Annotated in this window: 18 protein-coding genes; 5 read left to right on the top strand and 13 right to left on the bottom strand. The window is 41.6% G+C overall.

The window, feature by feature from the left end; genetic code table 11:
• Positions 1-126 precede the first annotated feature (126 nt).
• Positions 127-390 carry a hypothetical protein gene (locus G2999_RS01840; protein ID WP_010178157.1) on the bottom strand — a complete coding sequence of 88 codons (264 nt, stop codon included), beginning with the start codon at positions 388-390 and terminating at the stop codon, positions 127-129.
• A 188-nt stretch (positions 391-578) separates the two neighbouring features.
• On the opposite strand from G2999_RS01840, the gene G2999_RS01835 reads away from it, so the two are divergent.
• Positions 579-932 carry a membrane protein gene (locus tag G2999_RS01835; protein ID WP_010178155.1) on the top strand — a complete coding sequence of 118 codons (354 nt, stop codon included), beginning with the start codon at positions 579-581 and terminating at the stop codon, positions 930-932.
• 180 nt (positions 933-1,112) lie between these two features.
• Here the strand turns inward: G2999_RS01835 and G2999_RS01830 are convergent, their stop codons facing one another.
• Positions 1,113-1,319, bottom strand: a complete 207-nt coding sequence (locus tag G2999_RS01830) for a hypothetical protein (RefSeq protein ID WP_156780185.1) — start codon at positions 1,317-1,319, stop codon at positions 1,113-1,115.
• 198 nt (positions 1,320-1,517) lie between these two features.
• Between G2999_RS01830 and zapE the strand changes: the two genes are divergently transcribed.
• Positions 1,518-2,999 carry a cell division protein ZapE gene (gene zapE, locus G2999_RS01825; protein ID WP_010178153.1) on the top strand — a complete coding sequence of 494 codons (1,482 nt, stop codon included), beginning with the start codon at positions 1,518-1,520 and terminating at the stop codon, positions 2,997-2,999.
• 163 nt (positions 3,000-3,162) lie between these two features.
• Here the strand turns inward: zapE and G2999_RS01820 are convergent, their stop codons facing one another.
• Genes G2999_RS01820 through G2999_RS01810 form a run of 3 tightly spaced genes read right to left on the bottom strand, consistent with a single transcriptional unit; the run spans position 3,163 to position 6,627 of the window.
• Positions 3,163-4,383, bottom strand: coding sequence for a sugar MFS transporter (locus G2999_RS01820; protein ID WP_010178151.1), 1,221 nt, complete (start codon positions 4,381-4,383; stop codon positions 3,163-3,165).
• Between the two features lie 11 nt (positions 4,384-4,394).
• Positions 4,395-5,450, bottom strand: coding sequence for a sugar phosphate isomerase/epimerase (locus G2999_RS01815; RefSeq protein WP_010178149.1), 1,056 nt, complete (start codon positions 5,448-5,450; stop codon positions 4,395-4,397).
• Between the two features lie 25 nt (positions 5,451-5,475).
• Complete coding sequence (locus tag G2999_RS01810; RefSeq protein ID WP_010178147.1) at positions 5,476-6,627, bottom strand: Gfo/Idh/MocA family protein; 1,152 nt, start codon at positions 6,625-6,627, stop codon at positions 5,476-5,478.
• A 131-nt stretch (positions 6,628-6,758) separates the two neighbouring features.
• Here G2999_RS01810 and G2999_RS01805 point away from each other — a divergent pair, with 131 nt between their 5' ends.
• From G2999_RS01805 to G2999_RS01795, 3 genes are all read left to right on the top strand, one after another.
• Positions 6,759-7,517, top strand: a complete 759-nt coding sequence (locus tag G2999_RS01805; protein ID WP_010178145.1) for an AraC family transcriptional regulator — start codon at positions 6,759-6,761, stop codon at positions 7,515-7,517.
• Between the two features lie 99 nt (positions 7,518-7,616).
• Complete coding sequence (locus G2999_RS01800) at positions 7,617-7,955, top strand: cupin domain-containing protein (protein WP_010178143.1); 339 nt, start codon at positions 7,617-7,619, stop codon at positions 7,953-7,955.
• A 9-nt stretch (positions 7,956-7,964) separates the two neighbouring features.
• A complete protein-coding gene (locus tag G2999_RS01795) occupies positions 7,965-9,317 on the top strand; it encodes a BNR repeat-containing protein (RefSeq protein WP_010178140.1) in 1,353 nt (450 codons plus the stop codon).
• Here G2999_RS01795 and G2999_RS01790 read toward each other — a convergent pair.
• The 8 genes from G2999_RS01790 to G2999_RS11580 form a co-directional block, all read right to left on the bottom strand.
• Entirely contained in the window at positions 9,310-11,025 is a 1,716-nt protein-coding gene (locus G2999_RS01790; protein WP_010178138.1) for a GMC oxidoreductase, read from the bottom strand. The genes G2999_RS01795 and G2999_RS01790 overlap by 8 nt on opposite strands.
• A complete protein-coding gene (locus tag G2999_RS01785; RefSeq protein ID WP_010178136.1) occupies positions 11,022-11,591 on the bottom strand; it encodes a gluconate 2-dehydrogenase subunit 3 family protein in 570 nt (189 codons plus the stop codon). Before G2999_RS01785 ends, G2999_RS01790 begins: the two co-directional genes overlap by 4 nt.
• A gap of 37 nt (positions 11,592-11,628) precedes the next feature.
• A complete protein-coding gene (locus G2999_RS01780; protein ID WP_010178134.1) occupies positions 11,629-12,327 on the bottom strand; it encodes a DUF1080 domain-containing protein in 699 nt (232 codons plus the stop codon).
• A 9-nt stretch (positions 12,328-12,336) separates the two neighbouring features.
• Positions 12,337-13,287 carry a TIM barrel protein gene (locus tag G2999_RS01775; RefSeq protein ID WP_010178132.1) on the bottom strand — a complete coding sequence of 317 codons (951 nt, stop codon included), beginning with the start codon at positions 13,285-13,287 and terminating at the stop codon, positions 12,337-12,339.
• A gap of 35 nt (positions 13,288-13,322) precedes the next feature.
• The gene (gene xylA / locus G2999_RS01770; protein ID WP_010178130.1) at positions 13,323-14,657 is read right to left on the bottom strand and encodes a xylose isomerase; all 1,335 of its coding nucleotides are present in this window, start codon (positions 14,655-14,657) and stop codon (positions 13,323-13,325) included.
• Positions 14,658-14,680: 23 nt separating this feature from the next.
• Positions 14,681-16,144, bottom strand: a complete 1,464-nt coding sequence (xylB, locus tag G2999_RS01765) for a xylulokinase (RefSeq protein WP_010178129.1) — start codon at positions 16,142-16,144, stop codon at positions 14,681-14,683.
• 11 nt (positions 16,145-16,155) lie between these two features.
• Positions 16,156-17,805: a glycosyl hydrolase family 28-related protein gene (locus G2999_RS01760; RefSeq protein WP_156780183.1), complete on the bottom strand. Its 1,650-nt coding sequence runs from the start codon at positions 17,803-17,805 to the stop codon at positions 16,156-16,158.
• 408 nt (positions 17,806-18,213) lie between these two features.
• Complete coding sequence (locus G2999_RS11580) at positions 18,214-21,024, bottom strand: Ig-like domain-containing protein (protein WP_010178125.1); 2,811 nt, start codon at positions 21,022-21,024, stop codon at positions 18,214-18,216.
• Positions 21,025-21,437: the final 413 nt, after the last annotated feature.

Genomic DNA, 21,437 nt, shown 5'->3' with positions numbered 1-21,437 from the left:
CAATAGCAGTATTAATTTTCATTATTGCATGTAATTTGACTTTCGAATTCAGGGCCACAAAAGATAAAGAAGATATTTAATGATAATTTGAGTTTTTTCTATGGATCAAGACTCAATATTAATACTTTATTTTTGATAATTAATATCGATCTCATCCCCATTCAAAAATTTACACACAAAAATAGCTTGGCCAACTTCATTATGTGTCTGTTCCATTTCTTTGGTCAGTGTCTGCATGACTTCTCGGTAATCCCCTTTGACCAAGGTATTAGTTGCATAGGTTTTGATAGATAAATTTGGATAGGTATTTAATCTATCAATGAAATCTTGAATGGGGGCTATAAATTGCTCAGCAAGTGGGTAAAGCGAAATGTCGACGAGTAGTTGCATAATGTTATGTTCCTTATTTAATAATTACGCATATGGGTGAGGGCAGCTACCAATAAGATACAGCACAATACCTTACTTATTTTTTGCAGTCGCTATCTAATATCAATGCTAAATAAAGTTTATGCAAATATTCATCTGATGGCTATACTTCAATTGGTGTTAAGTTAAGTAATATTAGGGAACAAAACATGAATGAAACAGTAGTAACAGAGCAACACACAACACAGGGAAGCGCGAAAATCGTCTATATTCTTTACCTAGCTGGCATTGTATTCGGCATGACAGGAATAATAGGGGTAGTAATGGCGTACATCAACCGAAGTGATGCTCCTGAGTGGTTGCGAAGCCACTACCAATTCCAAATCCGGACATTCTGGATTGGTGCGCTTTATATGTTTATTGGTGTAATACTGTCATTGATTATTATCGGGTACTTTGTATTTTTATTTTGGGTGGTCTGGCTGATCATTCGCTGTGTTAAAGGCATGAAATCACTAGAACAAAAAGAAGCACATCCAAACCCGACAGGATGGATGTTCTAAACATGATGCACATTATGTTGAAAGGGTTGTATGAAATGTCTCTGCAGCCCTTACTATAGAGGTTTAATGTCTTATTATAGTATTGATACTTAAATTATGAAAACGTTTAGATATGGCTAAGAATCTAGAGGTGGTGAGGTATTAATGGGAGTTGATTAAGTCTGTTTTATTACAAGATCATTAAGATGACTGATCATTTTCGCTTTCAATCTTAGCTCGGTTTTCAAGTATAAGTTGCTTCATTTCCTCAACGCGAATATCCAAACTGATAAGATGCGCTAAAGTATCAATGTAATCAGCCTCTTCTTCGGCACCTAAATCGATCTCGTGGTCTAATAAAATGTATTGAAGTTCTTTGGCTATTCCGTCCAAAAACGAGTTCTTCACAATATTCATCTCTAACGTATATTATTTGTTCATTAAAATACATTTTGAAGCAAAATACAAAGAGTATAAGCTTTTTTGACGTTATAAATGTCTAACCCTGAAACTTGAGTTTCTAATAATAATCCATTTGATCCCCATACAGACATCTAGCGTAACGTACTACCATGTTTATAAGTTGATTGGTCTCAAGTGCAGACGATGATGAAAAAGTTAATAGCAAAACATCGCGTCGCTACGCAGTGCTTCTCGACAGGCCCCGTGACAGCAGCGTATGAACTCATGGTTGACGCGGGGAAGGTGCGACGAGATGACGCTCAAGTTGCTCTGGTAGCAAAATTCGATGCCCTGCATGAGTCTCTTGCTTCGCTCCCACCAGTACCCACTGTCGCCCACGATCCGATAGAGAGTAGCTCTACAAGTAGCAGTCCATTATCACTTTTACTGTCACAACCCCTAGCATCCATGCAGTCCTTTCTTAGAAAGAAGTTTCATTTGTGGTCTTTTGGTCCACCGCCTCGAGGCTTGTACATTCATGGTTCGGTCGGGGTCGGCAAGAGCTTTCTAATGGATCTCTTTTATGCGTCGGTTTCGCTTCCAGATGATGATTTTTGCCGTAATAATGACGCCCACAGCGACAATCACATCCAAGCAAAGGTTACCAAACGCCGCGTCCATTTTCATGAATTCATGCTAGACGTTCATCATCGGATCTTTGTCTACAAAGAAAAACACCCACGAGGTGATGCGATTCCCATCATTGCGCAACAATTGGCACAAGAATCTCAACTCCTGTGTTTCGATGAGTTTCAAGTGACAGACATTGCCGATGCTATGATTTTGAAGCGATTGTTTTTATTTTTATTGGATTTGAACGTAGTAGTAGTGGCCACTTCGAATCGTTCTCCCGATGCGTTGTACGAGGGAGGCATAAACCGATCCCTCTTTTTGCCGTTCATTGAACTGTTGAAACATACGTCCGACATTATCTCAATGGAGGATCTCGGTAAGGATTATCGACTTGAAACTCAAGCGGATGGTCAATCCTATTTTTGGTCAAACGAGGATGTTCGTGGCGATAATAATATCAATAACAACATACATACGCAGTTGGAAGAAATATTTGGTGACACTACGTCCGAAACTCAAGCCGAGAGTATTCCCGTTCTCTTTGGTCGCACGGTACAAGTCGCCAGAATGAATGACCAATGCGCTTGGTTTGACTTTTCAGAGTTGTGCTATCAACCGCTCGGGGCGGCCGATTATATTTCACTCTGCCGTAGATTTCCGGTTTTGATCATGGACGGTGTCCCCCAATTAGACAGTAATTACCTCAACGAAGCGCGACGATTTGTGACTCTCATTGACGCGTGCTATGAATCTCGCACTCGCTTGGTGCTGGTGGCGCAAGTCCCGCTAGACGAATTGTTTGTTGATTTTGAAGCACAAGTCCAAACCACTGACGGCGATGAAGAATTGATTGTGAATGAAAAGGGAGGCAACTCGAGCTCTTTTGCAACTACCATGATCCGCACCAAAGAGGGGGAGTATTATGAGTGGTCAGCGACGGGTAGAGTGGGCGTGTCACTGGCACAATTTTCGTCCGCCAACGATCTCGCCTTTTCTTTTCGAAGAGCCTCATCTCGGTTGGTAGAAATGGGTGGTAAGGAATGGGGGAGGTAATCACAGCAATATTAGGTGTAGTCCACATGGAACTAAATCGTGTCTAGTGAATTAGTTATGACTCAGCCTGACGCGTGTGTAATCCCCCACATTTTTTTGGGGGATTACAACCTATTTAATATAACGCGATCAAGATTAGAGATGTTGTGAATATAAATTTTCGTTACGATTGTCTAACTGACTTGCGTCTATATAAGTATAATCCAGAAAACATGAATATTAGTAAGATTGGAAATACCAATAAATTTGAGAGAATCGCTTGGCTTGACGCAATTGTTAGCTCAGTTCCACTAATTCCATTAGATATTGCATTCTGTTTAGCTTCATCAGCCCAAGCTCCAATAATTGGATTAAAAATTGCAACACCAGCCATGCCGGCACCCCCTACTAGAGAAAGGCCTAAAGCACCTGTTTTAGGTAAGTATTCGGCAACACACCCTAACATCGTAGGCCAAAAATAAGTGACCCCTAGTGCAAAGACTACTGCAGCGACATATACCATAGCACCACTAAACTGGCTTAGTAAAAATAGACCAAGTGTTGATAATAAAGCAGATACTACCAATACTCCAACTGGATTCAAACTGTGAACTAAAGGCCCTGCAAAATAACGACCAATTGCCATAATTCCAGTAATCAATGCTAGTATTAGCATTGGCGTAGCGCCTGAAGTCGCTAATATTTCACTAATCCATCCTTGCGTACCTAATTCTGTTGTTGCAGTAATTGTCATTACAAGAAAGAAAAAGACAAACAATGGACTTAATAATGCTTTAGCATTGCTTGAAGTGGTATCTATTTCTACATCCAAACTTGGGAACTCACAACCAACTAACATAAATGCGTAAATAGTTGCTGGGAATAACATTATTGCTATTTGATACTCCCAGGTAAAACCCATACTAGATAACGCATAAGATACCAATGCACCTATTACAATGCCGCCTGGAAACCAGACATGAAATTTATTTAACATTGTAGTTTTATTTTCTTTATACATATTTGAAATGAGTGGGTTACATGCTGCTTCTACGGCTCCATTACCAAAACCTACCAAAAACGTTGAAAATAATAAACCGTAATACCCATTAGCAATTATAGTTAATATAAGGCCTGTAGCGTGGCAGACAAAGGCGACCCACAATAGTTTCTTAGGTCCAAAACTATTATATAGAAATCCCCCCAAAACAGTTGCTGCAGGAAATCCCCAAAACGCCATACCAATCACCCATCCAATTTGAGTATTAGTTAACTCAAATTGTTTTCCTAACTCAGGGACAATACCAGCACGAATAGCAAACGTCATGGCTGTCACAATTAATGCTAAGCAACTTAGGATAAAAATACGGTTAGTATGTATATAATTATTTTCATTTACTTTCATATTATGATTCCTTATTTCAAACCTAAGATTGATTTATTTAAAGCGTTATCTGAACCACTATCAGCAAAGTCATCAAAGGCTTTATCAGTGGGGCGAATGATGTGATCGTTGATGAAAATAGCTCCTTCTTTAGCGCCATTTTCAGGGTGTTTCATGCAACATTCCCACTCCATCACGGCCCAGCCATCAAAGTTGTATTGCGTAAGCTTGCTAAAAATCGCTTTAAAATCTATTTGGCCATCACCTAATGAACGGAAGCGTCCTGGACGGTCAATCCATCCTTGATAGCCGCCATACACACCACTACGACCTGATGGCGTAAACTCAGCATCTTTAACATGAAAAGCGCGAATACGTTCATGATAAATATCAATAAATGCGAGGTAATCTAGCTGTTGTAGGACAAAGTGGCTTGGATCATACAAAATATTGGCTCTCGGGTGATTGTTAGTCGCTTCCAAGAAACGTTCAAAAGTCACTCCATCGTGTAAGTCTTCACCCGGGTGAAGCTCATAACATACGTCACAGCCAGCTTCATCAAACGCGTTGAGAATAGGGGTCCAGCGTTTGGCCAGTTCAGCAAAGCCCATTTCAACCAGCCCAGCTGGGCGTTGTGGCCATGGATACATGGTTTGCCAAAGTAGCGCGCCGGAGAAACTTGCATGCGCGGTCAGACCAAGGTTTTGACTGGCTTTTGCCGCCATATGCATTTGTGCAACAGCCCATTCGGTTCGAGCTTCTGGGTTCCCATGAACTGCTTCGGGGGCAAAGCCATCAAACATTGCATCGTAGGCTGGGTGAACTGCTACAAGCTGCCCTTGCAAATGCGTTGATAGCTCAGTGAGCGTCAAGCCGTGGTCGGCTAACGTCCCCTTAACTTCGTCACAATAAGTTAGGCTGGTGGACGCTTTTTCTAAATCAAATAAACGTCCATCCCATGATGGCATTTGGATACCTTTAAAGCCTTGCTCTGCTGCCCACTGACAGATGGTATTTAAGTCGTTAAACGGCGCGTCATTACCGGCAAACTGTGCTAAAAATATTCCAGGTCCACGGATTTCTTTCATAATGTTCTACCTTAGTTTACTATTATTATTTGGTTTTAAAGGGATGCCATTTAACATCTGATTGACTCGCACTTACTGCGTTTTCAATAAACGCCATTCCACGAATTGCTTCTTCAACGCCTGGGATAGGTTCAAGTCCTTTCGGAGCTTCAGGAAAGGCGCGGATTTGTTCTGTAAAGCGCACATATAGGTTGGCAAATGCTTCTAAGTAGCCTTCAGGGTGTCCTGCTGGAGTACGAGTTGCTAATGTGGATTCGTGGCTTAACTCACCCACAGAGGTACGGATGATTTGTGTTGGTTGGTCGTTGTATTTTAGAAGCAGGGTATTTGGCTCTTCTTGGCGCCAACTCAAGCCTGCTTCTTCACCGTAGACGCTGATAGTCAGATTGTTTTCATTTCCGATACAGATTTGGCTAGCGGTAACAATACCGGTTGCGCCATTATCGAGTTTGGCAAGCACGGTGCCATCATCATCTAATGTTCTGCCAGACACAACTGAATGTAGGTCGGCGCATATTTCTGTGATGTTGTGGCCAGTAACGTACTCCATTAGGTTCGCTGCATGAACACCAATATCTCCCATACAGCAACTGACACCCGCTTGTGTAGGATCTAAACGCCATGTAGCTTGTTTATTGTTGGTATCAGCACTTGCGGCGAGCCAACCTTGGTTATATTGTGCGACGACCTTAACAATTTTGCCTAGTGTGCCTTTTTGAACCTCGTCACGGGCTTGTTTGACCATGGGATAACCAGTGTAAGTGTGGGTTAGGCCAAACAAACGTTCATGTTTCGCAATCACCGCTGCAAGTTCATTCGCCTCAGCGAGTGTAAATGTGGCTGGTTTGTCACAAATCACGTGAAATCCGTGTTCCATTGCCATTTTCGCCACATCAAAATGCAAATGATTCGGCGTGACTATGGCGACAAAATCCATGCGGCTATCAGCATCACGGGCTTGCTCTGCTTTGAACATCTCTGCATAGCTTGCATAGCAACGGTCAGCGGGTAAAAACAAGGCCTCACCAGAGCGCTTTGCTTTGTCTGCATTTGAACTAAAGGCGCCACACACCAACTCTATCTGTCCATCCAGATTAGCCGCCATTCGGTGTACGTTACCAATAAACGCGCCTTCTCCGCCGCCGACCATACCCATACGAAGTTTTCGATGTTCCATATATTCCATACCGTTAAATAAATAATTAACCCTAATTTAACAAGTTAATAACATATATGGATATTATTAAATCGGTCTAAAGTATGATAAATTCGGCGTTATGGGTTCCTCTTATAACTGAGTTGATAATAATGAACGTCAATAAAAAAGAAGATTCTGCTGCATTCTTGAATGATGTTGGGGTGCAACAAATTATAGATATGCTAAATATTATGCCAAATATACTGTTTTGGATAAAAGATAGGGATAGCCGGATTGTGTATGCCAATACTGCATTTTTGGAACAATACGACTACAAGCATATTGAACACGTGCTAGGTAAAACGGATTTGAGCTTTACGCCGTACTTTTTGGCTCGTCAATATCTGATTGATGATGATAGGGTGATTAGTGGCGAGAGTATTGATCAGCGCTTAGAGATGAATATGCTAAAAAATGGTCAATACGGTTGGTTTTCTACTTATAAACGCCCTTTACGTAATGCCGCGCAAGATATTATTGGTTCTTATGGATTTACGCAGCATTTAAATGAAACATCGCCATTGCTTGCTGCTGTTAACGATATTAAAACGGCAACTGATTACATTCATCAACACTATTTCGGGTCAATCACGGTGGCAAAACTTGCCGAGATCAGTTTTTTGTCTATAAGTGCGTTAGAACGACGCTTTAAGAAACAGTTATCCAAAACCCCTAAGCAATTTATCAATCAAGTGCGCCTTGAAAACGCGAGGCGTATGATTATTGAGTCGCACCGACCGATTAGCGATATTGCTGAAGCGTGTGGTTTTGCCGAGCATAGTTACTTTAGTAAGCAGTTTAAAGCACTATTTGCGATTTCACCTTCACGCTTACGTCAGCAAATCCAACAAACGCATGATTTAAATTAACTCGCAAATACTATAATTTGATTGATATTGATTGATGGTGACTTGAAACTGTTGTAATGTGCTAAAAGCTTTTAATATAAATTAATAAGGAATAGAGCAATGGCTGACGGTCAATTTTTTATCAGCGATGATGTTGAATGGGAACGTGTTGAACCCGGTATTAAACGTAAAATTATGCCATACACTGATGGTTTAATGGCTGTTTGTGTGAATTTTGATAAAGATGCGGTAGGTGAGGTTCATAGTCATGACGTACACGATCAAATTGCGATTTGTCTAGCTGGGGCATTTGAAGTTGAACTGGGTAATGAAAAGCGCACCATTAAAGCGGGTGATTCATTTTTAGCTCCCAAAGGAACAGCGCACGGTGTTGTTGCCCTAGAACAAGACAGTCAGTTGCTTGATACATTTAATCCCCACCGCGATGATTTTGTATAGGTCACTGTAATGCTTAACTCACTGCGTGCTGCATTAATCTGTATATTTTTGGGAATGTGGCACGTGGTAGTAGCAGCCACATCTGGGTCTGAAGATACCTCAGCTGCTCGGGCTGAAGCAATAGACTTTGTTTGGGCTGGCCAACGCGTTTGGTTTGATTTTATTAGTCAAGGTGATTATCAACTGGTTGCTTATTACGATGCTTCTCGTCAAATGAGTGTGGCGCTGAGGCAGTTAGGTGATGTGAACGGTGCTCCGTGGATTTATCACAAGCTGCCAAGCTATCTCGGCTGGGATGCTCATAACAGTATTACTGCGGCATTTGATGCAGATGGGCATATTCATATTGTCGGGAATCTCCATACCAATCCTCTGGTCTATTTTCGTTCGACAAAGCCATATGATCCTCGTTCTTTAATACCAGTCAAACAGATGGTATCTGCTGCGCATGAAGAGCGCATGACATATCCTGGTTTTTTTGTAGATCGGCAAAGACAATTATTTTTTAAATACCGAGATGGTTCCAGTAATCGTGGATCGTGGTATTATTTGAGTTGGGATAATAGCGCAAAGCAATGGCGCAATACCTATAAAAAACCAGTGCTTGATGGGCAAGGGCAACGCAGTGTATATCCATACGGCCCAGTATTTGGTCCAGATGGTTATGCGCATTTGAGCTTTGTGTGGCGGGAGACACCGATTGCATCTAGCAATCACGATCTGTCATATGCTCGCAGTCGCGATCTGGTCAATTGGGAGACCTCTAACGGAGAGCCAATAGGGCTGCCAATACAATTAGCTAATAGTGAGGTGATAGATCCGGTACCTATGCACGGTGGTTTGCTCAATGGCAGAACTCCGATTGGCTTTGATAGTGAACAGCGCGTTTTGGTGACGTATCAAAAATATGATGAGCAAGGTAACACACAGGTGTATTTGCGTCGCAAAGAAGGTCATGAATGGCGTGAGGTTCGAGTATCAGACTGGAAAAATTCACGTGTCGATTTAGACAAAGGCGGTGCGCTCAAATTACCCATCATCACGAGCCAACCAGCATTTATCAACAGCGGTAAGCAGATTGTTGTATCAGCAAAATACCATGACAATGATTGGCAGTGGGTACTTGATGCAAATTCTTTAGAAGTATTATCTAGTAACGTTTCCCAAAGCGATTTACCCAACGCTATAACACAATACGATATAGATAATGATATTCCGCAGCGTGTATTACCAATGCGAGACGAACAAACCAGTCCCTCTACGCAATACTATATTAGCTGGGAGGCAATGCACCCAAATCGAGATCAAGCCAGAGAGAACATTCCCATGCCCTCGACTTTACGCGTGCATAGGCTTAAATAACCCCTTGCTTTAATAATTTATCTGCATAATCCACCGCACGTGCCGTAATTGCCATGTAGGTAAGTGAGGGGTTTTGCGTGGCGCAAGATGACATACACGCCCCGTCTGTCACAAAGAGGTTAGGTACATCATGGCTTTGTGCCCACTTATTAAGTACTGAGGTCTTGGGATCTGCACCCATACATGCACCGCCCATTTCATGGATCCTATCGCCAATCTGGATGTGCTCATCATCAGGCACTTGATTCACTTTAATATCAGTACATCCTGCGGTATTGAGCATTTCAACGATGTCTAAACTTGCGCGTTTGATCATATTGCGTTCGTTTTCATGAATCTCCGCATCTACATGCAATAATGGTATTCCCCACTGGTCTTTTTTGTTAGGGTGTAAGCTGATTCGGTTGGAGAAGTAGGGCAACATTTCGCCATACATAATAGCTAAAAAACGCCACGGTTGCGGTTGCATACTAGCATCTTTTACTGCGGCGCCAATGCCTGCTTTTTTTGCATGCGTCCCGGTATTGCGGCGGTGTTGTGCTGTAGCTTGATAGCCATAGCCACGCACAAAATTTGCATCAGCTAATTTTTCATGGCGATAATTTGGAATGTAGGTCGCTATTGGTCTGCGACCATAGGCAAACTTATCTTCATACCCGGGTACTTCGGCATGGGCAACTACACCAGAAAAATGGTCCATGATATAATGACCCAGCATACCGCTGCTATTAGCAAGTCCATTAGGGAAGTGCTCAGAAGTCGAGTTTAATAAGATCTGTACCGAGGCAAAGGCTGATGCACACAAAAATACTGTGCGCGCGTGATATTGACGTGTTTGCTTGGTATTTGTATCAACAATATTTACGCCAGTTACACGTTGCTGTTTGTTATCATACAAAATAGATTCCACAACCGCATCGGTCACAATAGTGAGCTTACCTGTCCGTTTGGCTGCAGGAAGTGTTGCCGATAACGAGCTAAAATAGGCACCGAATGTGCATCCACGTTTGCAATAAGAACGAGCTTGGCACGGCGCTCTGCCTAATGCCATTTGTTCTGGAGTCGGCTCAGTGATATTCGCCGCACGGCCAATGATTAGCCGTCTATCATCATAATGTTTGGCAATGTTTTTAGCTATGTACTGTTCTGCACAACTCATTTCCCATGGTTTTTGAAACACGCCGTCGGGTAATACATCAAGACCGTCTCGGTTTGCTGATACGCCAATGAAACGTTCAACATAGTCATACCAAGGTGCTAAATCGTCGTAGCCAATTGGCCAAGGAATACCATGGCCATCTTTGGCGTTTGCTATAAAATCTTTTGGCCCCCAACGTAACACTTGGCGTCCCCACGTTACAGAACGTCCACCTAGCTGATAACTGCGCACCCAACGTACAGGTTTGTCATCGGGGTAAGATATAGGGTGCTCTTTATCATCAGCAAAAAACTGCTTGGTTGCATTTTTAAAATACCCTTTATCATTAATCGTTTGGTATCGGCCTTGTTCATCAAATATTTCAGGGACCTTATTTCGATTTTCTATATCCCAGGGCGCCTGCATATCGGTGTATTCCTCACCACCATGTTCTACGTGGCGACCACGCTCAATCACGAGTGTATTGTAGCCTTTTTCACAAAACTCTTTGGCTGCCCAGCCTCCGGTTATACCGGAACCAACGACAATGACATCATATTTTTGTTTCATAGGGTTTGACCTTTATTACTTAATTCATCAGCGCTAACACAGCCTTTGTAAGTGCCAGGGATTAACTGGTAATCGGGGTTCGCTTCTTTGGATGTGTAGTAGATGTGGAAGACAATGTCTTTAAACTTGCGGTAATGCATAGAAATCTGAGTGTCTGGATGCTGGAACGCTTGCTTATCTAATTCTGCGATAAACTTGCTTCGTTGTTCCAGTGGCTGTTTCGCATAGCTTGCACCTAGAGTGTCACTTGATAGTAGCTGGATTTGTTTGATTAGTTGCCTAAACTGCGTTTGCGTTTTGGTACTTGCCCATGTCAACATCATAGCATCTAACACGGCAATGACATGAGCATCAGTAGCACCAGGAGTGACGGTTTTTGGGATCATGAACTCTGCAATATCTGCAAGTATCGTCAGTTCTGATGCGGTAAAAAATTGTCCATCAGTGGTTACCGGTAAGGCACTATCTGATACCTTTGCAAAAGGCACAAATGCCAAGGTCGGTGCTGTGACCAAATAGGCGATTGAACCAATAAATACTCTTCTACTGATTGTTAGATGTGACATAGGTGCTCCTAAGTAAACGTAACTATCTTCGCGTTTTTTAAAACTCAATAACGTTAATATTTCTGAATCTTACAACATTATTAGAGTGTCCAGTTTCGCGTAGTGTTTTGCTTCCATGATGCTGAAAGCCAATGTAGCCTTCTGCATCAGTATTGTCTAAAACATGCGTCGTTAGCACGTCGTTGACATAAATTTTGATTTCATTACCACGACATTCAATACGAATGTGATTCCATTCTAAATGCTTATAGGCATTCGCCATGGTAGTTGTCCAAGTGGGTGTATAGTTCAACAGAAAATGCTCATCAGGGTGAGAACGCGTTGGATGGATTGGGTGTAGCCATAATCTTCGACTCTGATCAAATAAGCCTCCCGTCCATTTCCTATCACTCGGGTCGATATCGACTTGATAGCCTATTGCCATAGGACCTTTTTCTGAATTAAGTATTTGACTGCGAAACATGATCCCTGAGTTACTGTATTCAGTTACATCAGGTAGGAGTACTTCAGCTGTTAAAATAAAATCAGCATATGTTTTTTGGGTCATAAAGAACCAGTTTTTGGTTGCTTGCAACACTAACTCCCCATCGACATATTGTGCATCGCCATAATCATAAATGTTATGAAATTCAGATAAAGTTGGGTCTAATAGGTTTTTAGGTATTGCGGTTGTGGCACATCCAGCCAATAGGCTTAAAGATATCAATATAAAAAACCACGACTTATTATTTTTCATTTTAATTACCTATGTGATTGGTGCTTGTAGATTTATAGCTTTGGCAAGATATGCGATATCCGACGCCGCTTTTTCGACATCTTTATCTAGTGGGAAAAACTCAGCGCCAATATAGCCTTTGTAGCCAAGTGCTCGTAACCGTTTAAGCACATTGCCATAGGCGACTTCGCCAGTGCCAGGTTGATTGCGATATGGCGAATCGGCGAGCTGGATGTAAGCGACTTGGTCAAAACCACTTTCAAGATGTGTAATGAGATTACCATTAGTGCGCTGCATGTGAAAAAAGTCCCAGTTGAGTTTTACCGCCGGAGAGTTAATTTCACGACAAATACTGAGTGCGGGTTCATTGCCGTATATGAAGTGACCTTTATGGGTATAGGGATTATATGGCTCAATGGTGGCAACCATATTTTCAGCCTCAAGCCTTGGTGCAGCTTGTTTTAATAAAGCAGTATAATTTTTTATCATTTGCGACTCGTCTAATCCGGGAACGAGCTTATGACCTGTGACGTTAAAATTTGGCACACCTAAGGTCTTGCCAGAGGTAATAGCTAATTCGAGCCACTCCCAAAAGGCTGCTTCATTAGCAGGATCTGCAAAGTTAGGTGGGTTAGGAGAGTAACTGGTGAGCCGCATACCTTGTTTACGAACCTCAGCAATAATTGCTTCTGGCGTTTTACCGTTCTTAGGGCTGTTTGGGTTCCAGATTTCTATAGCAGAAAATCCCAGAGCTTTGGCAGCAGCGATACGCTGCAAAAACGGCATTGGTCGAAACCACTGTTCGATATTACATGAAAATGACGCCAACCATTTCTTTCTCTCAGCTAATGGCATGATCTCGTTACGAGATGACTGCAGAACACCGGCTTTCACCTCAGTCTCTGGCGTGCTGTGGCAAGCAGATAACGTGATTGTTGAACCTAATAGCAAAGAGCCTGAAACAAATTGACGTCTATTCATGAATTTTCCTTTTACCTTAAGCGGTTTGCCCGCAATTATTCTGGGCGATATAGTAGTTGAGTTAACTCATTTTCTAGGCGTTCTTGTTGCCCAGACACATGTGTTGGTGATAGGTTATTATCAATCACATGATTAGCTAAACTTTCTAACGAGTGTTGACCGTTCATAACACGATGACCAAAATCACTCGACCAACCTTGATAACGGTTTGTTTTGCTTTGGGCAAAGACGTCATTGTCGAGTAAACGCACAGCTTTTTTCAACGCGATTGCAAGCGCATCCATGCCACCAATGTGACCGAGGAATAAATCTGCAGCATCGTTACTTTGACGACGTAGTTTACAGTCAAAGTTCAAACCACCGTTGGTGAATCCGCCCGCTTTTAAGATCTCATACATCACTAATGTCAGCTCTGCAACATCATTCGGGAACTGGTCAGTATCCCAACCATTTTGTGGGTCACCACGGTTTGCATCAATACTGCCAAAAATACCTAGTGAGGTAGCCGTTGCAATTTCGTGGTGGAATGAGTGCCCAGCGAGTGTGGCATGATTAGCCTCGATATTGACTTTGAATTCTTTTTCTAAACCAAACTCTTGTAAAAAGCCATGTACGGTAGCAGTATCATAGTCATATTGGTGTTTGGTTGGCTCTTGTGGTTTAGGCTCAATCAAGAGATCGCCTGTAAATCCAATCTTGTGTTTGTGCTCTGCAACCATTGTAAAGAAACGTCCTAGCTGTGCACGTTCTTGTTTTAAGTCAGTGTTTAATAGTGTTTCATAGCCTTCACGTCCACCCCATAGTACATAATTAGCGCCATCAAGAGTTTTGGTTGCATTCATTGCATGAAAAACCTGTGTTGCCGCATAGCTAAATACTTCAGGGTTTGGGTTAGACGCTGCACCTGCAGCATAACGTGGATTACTAAATACATTAGCCGTGCCCCACAATAGTTTGAGACCAGTTTCCGCTTGCTTTTGTGCTAGCACATCGGTCATAACGGCAAGGTTCTCAACGTACTCTTTGACGCTATTGCCTTCAGGCGCAACATCAATGTCGTGGAAACAATAATAATCAATACCTAAGCGCTGATAAAACTCAAATGCAGCATCGGCTTTATCTTTTGCTGCTTGCATTGGATTGGCTTGTGCTGCTGCTGTTAACCACGGGCGGTTAAAAGTGCCTTGACCAAATACATCTGCGCCATCCCAACAGAAGTTGTGCCAGTAGCATGCAGCAAATCGCAAATGCTCACGCATTGGTTTACCTGCGACGATTTCGTTGGCGTCATAATGTTTAAATGCAAGAGGGTTAGTTGAGTTTGGTCCCTCAAATTTAATATGAGGAATATCGTTAAAATAGTTTTGCATGTTGTTACCTATCATATTGAAGATTATAGTTGCTTAAAAATAGGGTAAAGTTGCTTATATAGCTGTTGATATAGCGCATATTTTTGTTGGTATTGGGTATTTAACGCTGAGTCTGGTGTATGTCTGTCGAGTTCGGCAGGCGGTGCACAGACGTCGCTTACTGAAGCATCAGTATCAGCTAGTATCGCTAGCCTAGCTGCACCTAGGGCAGCTCCAGCTTCACTGCCCTCGCGATATACCACAGGGGATTGTAATACATTAGCGATCAGTTGACGCCAGTAGGGGCTTTTAGCTCCACCGCCAATAATGTTGATTTCATCGACTTCTGGTGCAACCTCATGAATTGCATCAAAACCGTCCTTAAACGCAAATGTTACCCCTTCTAACACGGCTTGAAACATATCTAGGTAAGTGGTGGATTGCGTTAAACCAATGAAGACACCTTTGGCATCTGGGTCGTTGTGCGGAGTGCGCTCGCCACTTAAATAAGGTAAAAATAATAGCTTGCTTGGCGTGTAATCGGTGCGTTGGTCTAACTGTTCGAACATCGTATTGATATCGGTATTTATAATTGACTTACACAGCCAGTCAGTACAAGAAGCTGCGCTTAGCATGACTGACATTAAATGCCACGTATTGGGTAATGCATGACAAAAGCTATGTACGGCTTTACGTGGTGCAGAAGAATAAGTATCTGTTACTACAAAATACACGCCTGATGTGCCTAAAGATAGCATCGCTTGTCCAGGTTCGACTAAGCCGATACCTACGGCACCTGCAGCATTATCACCACCACCACCAGCAATATTGACATTAGCTGGTAATCCCCATTTGGTGTATAATTCAGGAGTGACTTGCGTACTGACTTCGCTACCTTCACATAGCGTTGGCATATGTTTTTCAGATAGCCCAGTAGCAGCTAGCATCTCTTTACTCCAGCGCCGTTTGGTAACATCTAGCCACATAGTGCCGCTTGCGTCAGACATTTCGGTAACGTATTCACCAGATAAAATATAACGTAGAAAGTCTTTGGGTAAGAGTACTTTATTAATTTGTGCAAAAATATCCGGCTCATGGGTCTTAACCCACAATAATTTAGGAGCGGTAAAGCCAGGCATGATGAGGTTGCCTGTGATGTTGAGCGCATCCGTTGTATGAGTTGACAGCTCTTCGCACTCAGCAAAGCTACGTCCATCATTCCATAAAATGGCAGGACGCAATACTTGGCCCTGAACGTCAAGTAAAACCGCTCCATGCATTTGTCCGCTCAATCCAATCGAGCGCACCTGCGCCAACGACTGCTGTTGTTGCAAATCTGCCATAACCAAATGCAATGCATTCACCCAATCTTGTGGGTGTTGTTCACTGTGTAATGGGTGCAGATGGCTACATTCAAGTCCAGCAGTCGCTTGTGCAATAATCTCCCCGGTGGTCGAGGTGAGTACTGCTTTAATGCCCGATGTACCTAAGTCAATCCCGATATACATGCTGGTGTTCCTTAATCTCTTTGTTGTAATTGATAATCGTAAAGAGAGGGTATGTCCGACACCCGTTCGTTGAGACGCTCAACATAAGGTGTAGGAAAATATTCTAGGGTGAGTTCACGATTACCAGATAAGCCGATGACACGAGCGTCAGGACCTTCAGCAAGACCTTCTATATGTAATTTCTGTCCACTCAAAACACCGCTGCGAATATTGAGCTTGAGGTTCCAAGACGTGTTAAAACGACCATGCCCCGGCTGCCAATACCCTGCGCCAGAGCCGTTATACAAAGGGTATGTTGGGCGTGTAGCATTAGGTAGAACATCGATGTTCAAAGTTAGGTTATCAAACAAGTTCTGGTGGTTAGCACCAGCATGTTGATCGAGCACAACACCAGCGTAGGCAAATGAATCCTTGTAAACACTTCGTGTAGACTGTGTATTAAAAGTAAACGTATGCACAACTGGCGTGAAAATATGTAAGCCCTGCACCAAAAAATTATGTACATTGCCTAAATGTACCGCGTAATGACCGGCTTTATCACCAGTGAAATTTAGATCTGAAATAGTTACATTGGCGCTGTCATAGGTAATGACTCCACTGTCTGCGTTTTCGAAACTTGTGTTACGGATCCAACTGTCGGCGACACCGGAGAGGTAAATACCATTGTAGCCCGCTTCTACATGGTGACCAAACCAAGCTGCACTTGGGAATTCAAAACGTATATCTTCAATGCCTACATTATCTATTGGTTCCCATTGTTTAATATGAACTGGTAATTTCATGTTGATATCATGGAGTAATGTATCTGCAATCGTTATTTTATCGCCATTAATAGCTTCAACTACTGTACGCTGTTTAACAAGAGGTTTGTCAGGGTTTGTCCAATGTCGAGAACCTATAGCCAAATCGGTATCACCGTAGATAGACTGAATCAGCGCACCTTCTTTACCTTGGCGGTTATGCCATAGAATTTCGATACGTTGCCCTGCGCTAAATTTGCTCGTATCGGAGACGGATAATATCCGTTCGCCACGAGCACCTTGTTGTCCCATCGCCAAATCAGCAGATGCTGGAGTGTTGTATTCATCTAGATATGCAAAACCACGGTTGCCTTTTGGGCCAACCCACAAATAGCCCGCTGTCCATGAATATTCAGAATATAAAATATCTAAGTTTTCAGTTGGGGTTCTCTGGCGTTTATCGTATTTTTTTAGGTATTTACGGATTTCCTCTAATTTCCCTTTATCATCCACCATGCTCAATGGCCTTGGGAAATAAAAAACTGTGCCTAACTTGCCGCTGCCAGCTCCTTGTAAAACAAAATTGCTACGCGTAATTTCAATATAATCACTGATAATAAAACGGCCTTTAGGAAAACGCACAATGACATTTCCAGTCGTTGAGTTAGCAGCATCAATTGCTTTGATAATCGCGTGAGTATCATCAATGGCATCGTCGGGTACTGCTCCATAATCAGTTACATTAATGACTGTACCAGTAGCAGTAGGAAGAGGTGTCGTGCCAAATTTATATCCAGCATAAGAGAAATCCGTTAAATAATCAGTGTCGCTAGATAAAATGTCAGGCAACGTATTCGCCAATGTGGGTAACGGCAATGATGTAAAAAGGATTGATAAAGCGCCGAGGCAGGTTGCTTTCATAGCTAACTCCAATTGCTTAACAAAAAAAACACAATATGTTAACTCTACCACAAAAAAACAAATATTTAAGTCATTTTCAGTCAATATAACTCATTAATTTACGGTTTATGGTTGGTATTGGTTTGATTTGAGTGGGCTTCGAGTTTGATATGCTGCCTGTTATGGATAGTTGTGTGTAATTAAGTATGGGTCAAACTTAGAACATAGACAACAACATAATTGTCGGCTTGGGAGGTGAACATTAAACTAGCAATACCGCGATAAATGCTGCTTAAGGAAAGAATGCTTTTATGTTAGTTAGTCTTTTTTGATAGACATGTAATATTAGGTGTTACATTGAAATTATAACGATATCAGTCAAAAAAAGAGCATGTAAAACATGCTCTTTTTTATATGGTTACGATAATACTAACGTATTACCTTTCTACATAAGCATAGCAACATTAATCCCAACATTAATAATGAGGTAGAACCACCAGAGCCTCCGTCGGAACTTGGCTGTGATGGTGTCGGCGTAGGTGTTGGTGTGGTAGATGGTTGCGCAGCAATAACTAGTTGTCCTGTTATGGCTGATTCTACACCCGCACTATCAGTAGCAACTGCACGTAGTTGATATGTACCTGCTGTCAATGATGCTAAACCACTCATGCTGTCAGTCCATTGGTATGGTGCGGTGTCTACCTGTGCTATTTTGATATCGTTCACAAATAAGCTAACATGCGCTATTGTGCGTGTACGCATTGGAGTAGTAGCACTTGCCGTAATCATTAAATCACTATAACCCTGTTGTATTGAGGTCGGGATTTGGCTGAATGTAACAACGGGTGCCACAACGACCTCTTGCACACTTAATGTTGCAGTCGCTTCTGCTTTTAAACCCGCACTATCAGTTACGATCGCTTTTAACGTATGTGTGCCTACTGGGAAGTTAAGTAATTCAGCCTGGAAATCAGCATTATGCCCCCATTGATAAGGAGTTACTGTTTCACTGCGAATGACGTTATCATTTACGAGTAACTGTACTTCTGCCACGGTACGTCCTGAAACTGGAGTGGTTGCATTGACATTTAGAGAAAACGCTGTGTAGCCTTCTGTTAATGTAAACGTATCTTTAGCAAAACTGACTGTTGGTGTAGGATCAATCACCGTGATTGTGGCTGAAGCTTCAGCAGTTTCATTCTCGCTATCAGTAACCTCTGCTCGCAGAGTATAACTACCAGCGACTAGCCCCTGTAACGCAGCATCGGCAAATGTCCAAGTGTAGGGCGCTATATCATTTCTGCTGACCAGTGTATCGTTAAGGTAAAGCCTTGTTTCGGTAATACTGCGATTAGTATCTGGCGAGCTTGCTGTTACTGAAATCGTTACTTCATCATACCCTTCTAGTAACTCAACGTTGTTGTTGGAAAAAGCAATTGTCGGTGCACTATCAACTACTATTACATCCATCGTGGATTCGACAGTAGCGTCAGTGTTATCAGTTGCCACCGCTTTGAGCTGATAGGTTCCGATATCTAAATCTTTTAGTAATGCTTCCGCTTGAGACCAATTAAATGGCGCAGTATCGAGTGTAGAAACTAGATTATTGTTAATGAATAGCGACACACTTGTTATACTTTTAGATGAATTGCCAACCGTTGGTAATGCGGTAATTGATAGCTCAGAATATCCCTTTGGAATAGTAAGTTGAGCTTCTGGAAAACTGACATTTACCTGCGAAATACCCAAGTCAAATATTTGAAGATATAGCGGTGTTGCATTACCTGTGCCACGCTCCTGCATGTAGAAATAAACCACTCCATCGTTTATATATATGGTTCCATGTGTGAATATTGGTCCAGAATTAGATGTATAAGCTCGAGTAAATTCATTAGTACCACCTTTAGCAACCTCAATATAAGGTCTACCATTATCCAACCCTATAATATAAATGTTATCACCTGATGTATAAATGGCTGAGGCACCTACAAATTCGGTATCTATAATAAATTCATCTGCGCCCGCAGGTTTATAAGCGTGAATGTAGACTTGTTCTTTTTCTACATCTGCAAATCCAAACTTTGTAGCTTCTGCAGAAGATGCATTCGTTTTTACTAAGCTGATAGTGTGGATATCACCACGTGCGGTTACTGTCCAATCAAAGTCTTTAACTATATATACAGAATTTGGCTGCTCGTGAGTAATATAATCACCTGGCTCAAACACTTTGATTTCATCTGAGTTTATTAACGGCCAAGTAATGGACTCGTCGCGATGATTAAACCAGTCACCAGTTCCTCGCGGATGGTTAGAATAAGCGTAGTAAACACCATTTTGATATTTGTATTTATCATTGTTGTCACTGCTGCGCTGTTGAAAACCAATACGTAGCTTGCCATTAAGGTATTTCATGTTGCCATATAGGCCCCAGTTATATTCATTTCCTAAGCTTTTCTGATTATTTTCGTTAAACTTAGTAAATTTGGACCATGTCTCAGTGGCTGCATCATAGCTATTAAATAAGTATGCCCCATTATTATTACCACCCAAACGCATATATAGTAATAATGTTCCATCATCGGTTGAAAAAAACTTAGGATATGTTAAGCGAGCAAAATTACCTTTATCGGATAAGTTGCCTGTCATAACTAGATGCTTATAATCATCTTCACCTTGGCTAATCTCACTTGTATCTTTCACAAATTGTTGGAGAGTAAATTCTTCATCTGATACTTCAGCTGCTCCGGGTATGCTAAATGAATATCGAAAGAAATCATCTTTGAAAACACCATCATGATTATTATTATCATAAGCATGCATATCATAAACCATATGTATGGTGCCATTAATCGGACTTACCGCGATTCCAATCGTGTTGTGTGATTCACCTATCAGTGGGTTACCTCTAAAACCTGTATGTTGGTGTGGAAATTCTATGTCTACGGTTTTACCTGTTAGGGTGTTTAGACGAGTTAACATGACATGTCTGTCATTTTTACCACCCCGATACCATGTCATAAATACAAAATGCTTGTAAGTTTTAACCGCATCTCCGTGGGCAGATATACTGCGACCAAAGAAAAAATCATATTTATCACCAGTGTCTGCTTGAGAAACAGTACCATAATCTAAATCTTTACCATCAAAGTAGAGACCGTTGTCTGCAATTTTAAGTGGTGATTGGGCAGAAATATCGGCACTGACGTAACTTGTGAATGAAAATATAAACAACATCGCCATAAATTTTATTTTCGGGCATAGCCTCACAAAAGATAGAACTGAGCCAAAGAAAAAGCACCTTTTAGATAGTAAATTTTGGGAGTAATTTCTATCGCTTACTAGAATATTCATTTATCAATACCTTATTAGTGTAAATACATCCGCAATACAACGAATAAATAACATTGGTTTTATAATTATTTAACTTCGAGTTATCCTGCCAAAAAAAACACTCAATATCAATCATTGATAATCATTGCGGTGTGATATTTATGAATTAAATGTAAATAATCCAATATATTTAATATTTTTTGTAAATATTATTAATATTTTAATGATTGATGTTGAGCGGTGTTGCAATCTAATGATTAATAGTTTAACTTATCATTAACAAAATCATAATTTACATTACATTTATAAGCATAAGCGAGATC

The sequence above is a fragment of the Glaciecola sp. HTCC2999 genome (assembly GCF_000155775.1).
Classification (GTDB): Bacteria; Pseudomonadota; Gammaproteobacteria; order Enterobacterales; family Alteromonadaceae; genus Opacimonas.
The sequence above is the reverse complement of the archived record's forward strand: the minus strand, read 5'-3'. Positions and strand labels throughout refer to the sequence as shown.

Excerpts from the sequence above, each read along its gene's own strand:
- G2999_RS01840 (WP_010178157.1), bottom strand. The coding sequence starts at position 390 with ATGCAACTACTCGTCGACATTTCGCTTTACCCACTTGCTGAGCAATTT.
- G2999_RS01835 (WP_010178155.1), top strand. The coding sequence starts at position 579 with ATGAATGAAACAGTAGTAACAGAGCAACACACAACACAGGGAAGCGCG.
- zapE (WP_010178153.1), top strand. The coding sequence starts at position 1,518 with ATGATGAAAAAGTTAATAGCAAAACATCGCGTCGCTACGCAGTGCTTC.
- G2999_RS01820 (WP_010178151.1), bottom strand. The coding sequence starts at position 4,383 with ATGAAAGTAAATGAAAATAATTATATACATACTAACCGTATTTTTATC.
- G2999_RS01815 (WP_010178149.1), bottom strand. The coding sequence starts at position 5,450 with ATGAAAGAAATCCGTGGACCTGGAATATTTTTAGCACAGTTTGCCGGT.
- G2999_RS01810 (WP_010178147.1), bottom strand. The coding sequence starts at position 6,627 with ATGGAACATCGAAAACTTCGTATGGGTATGGTCGGCGGCGGAGAAGGC.
- G2999_RS01805 (WP_010178145.1), top strand. The coding sequence starts at position 6,759 with ATGAACGTCAATAAAAAAGAAGATTCTGCTGCATTCTTGAATGATGTT.
- G2999_RS01800 (WP_010178143.1), top strand. The coding sequence starts at position 7,617 with ATGGCTGACGGTCAATTTTTTATCAGCGATGATGTTGAATGGGAACGT.
- G2999_RS01795 (WP_010178140.1), top strand. The coding sequence starts at position 7,965 with ATGCTTAACTCACTGCGTGCTGCATTAATCTGTATATTTTTGGGAATG.
- G2999_RS01790 (WP_010178138.1), bottom strand. The coding sequence starts at position 11,025 with ATGAAACAAAAATATGATGTCATTGTCGTTGGTTCCGGTATAACCGGA.
- G2999_RS01785 (WP_010178136.1), bottom strand. The coding sequence starts at position 11,591 with ATGTCACATCTAACAATCAGTAGAAGAGTATTTATTGGTTCAATCGCC.
- G2999_RS01780 (WP_010178134.1), bottom strand. The coding sequence starts at position 12,327 with ATGAAAAATAATAAGTCGTGGTTTTTTATATTGATATCTTTAAGCCTA.
- G2999_RS01775 (WP_010178132.1), bottom strand. The coding sequence starts at position 13,287 with ATGAATAGACGTCAATTTGTTTCAGGCTCTTTGCTATTAGGTTCAACA.
- xylA (WP_010178130.1), bottom strand. The coding sequence starts at position 14,657 with ATGCAAAACTATTTTAACGATATTCCTCATATTAAATTTGAGGGACCA.
- xylB (WP_010178129.1), bottom strand. The coding sequence starts at position 16,144 with ATGTATATCGGGATTGACTTAGGTACATCGGGCATTAAAGCAGTACTC.
- G2999_RS01760 (WP_156780183.1), bottom strand. The coding sequence starts at position 17,805 with ATGAAAGCAACCTGCCTCGGCGCTTTATCAATCCTTTTTACATCATTG.
- G2999_RS11580 (WP_010178125.1), bottom strand. The coding sequence starts at position 21,024 with ATGGCGATGTTGTTTATATTTTCATTCACAAGTTACGTCAGTGCCGAT.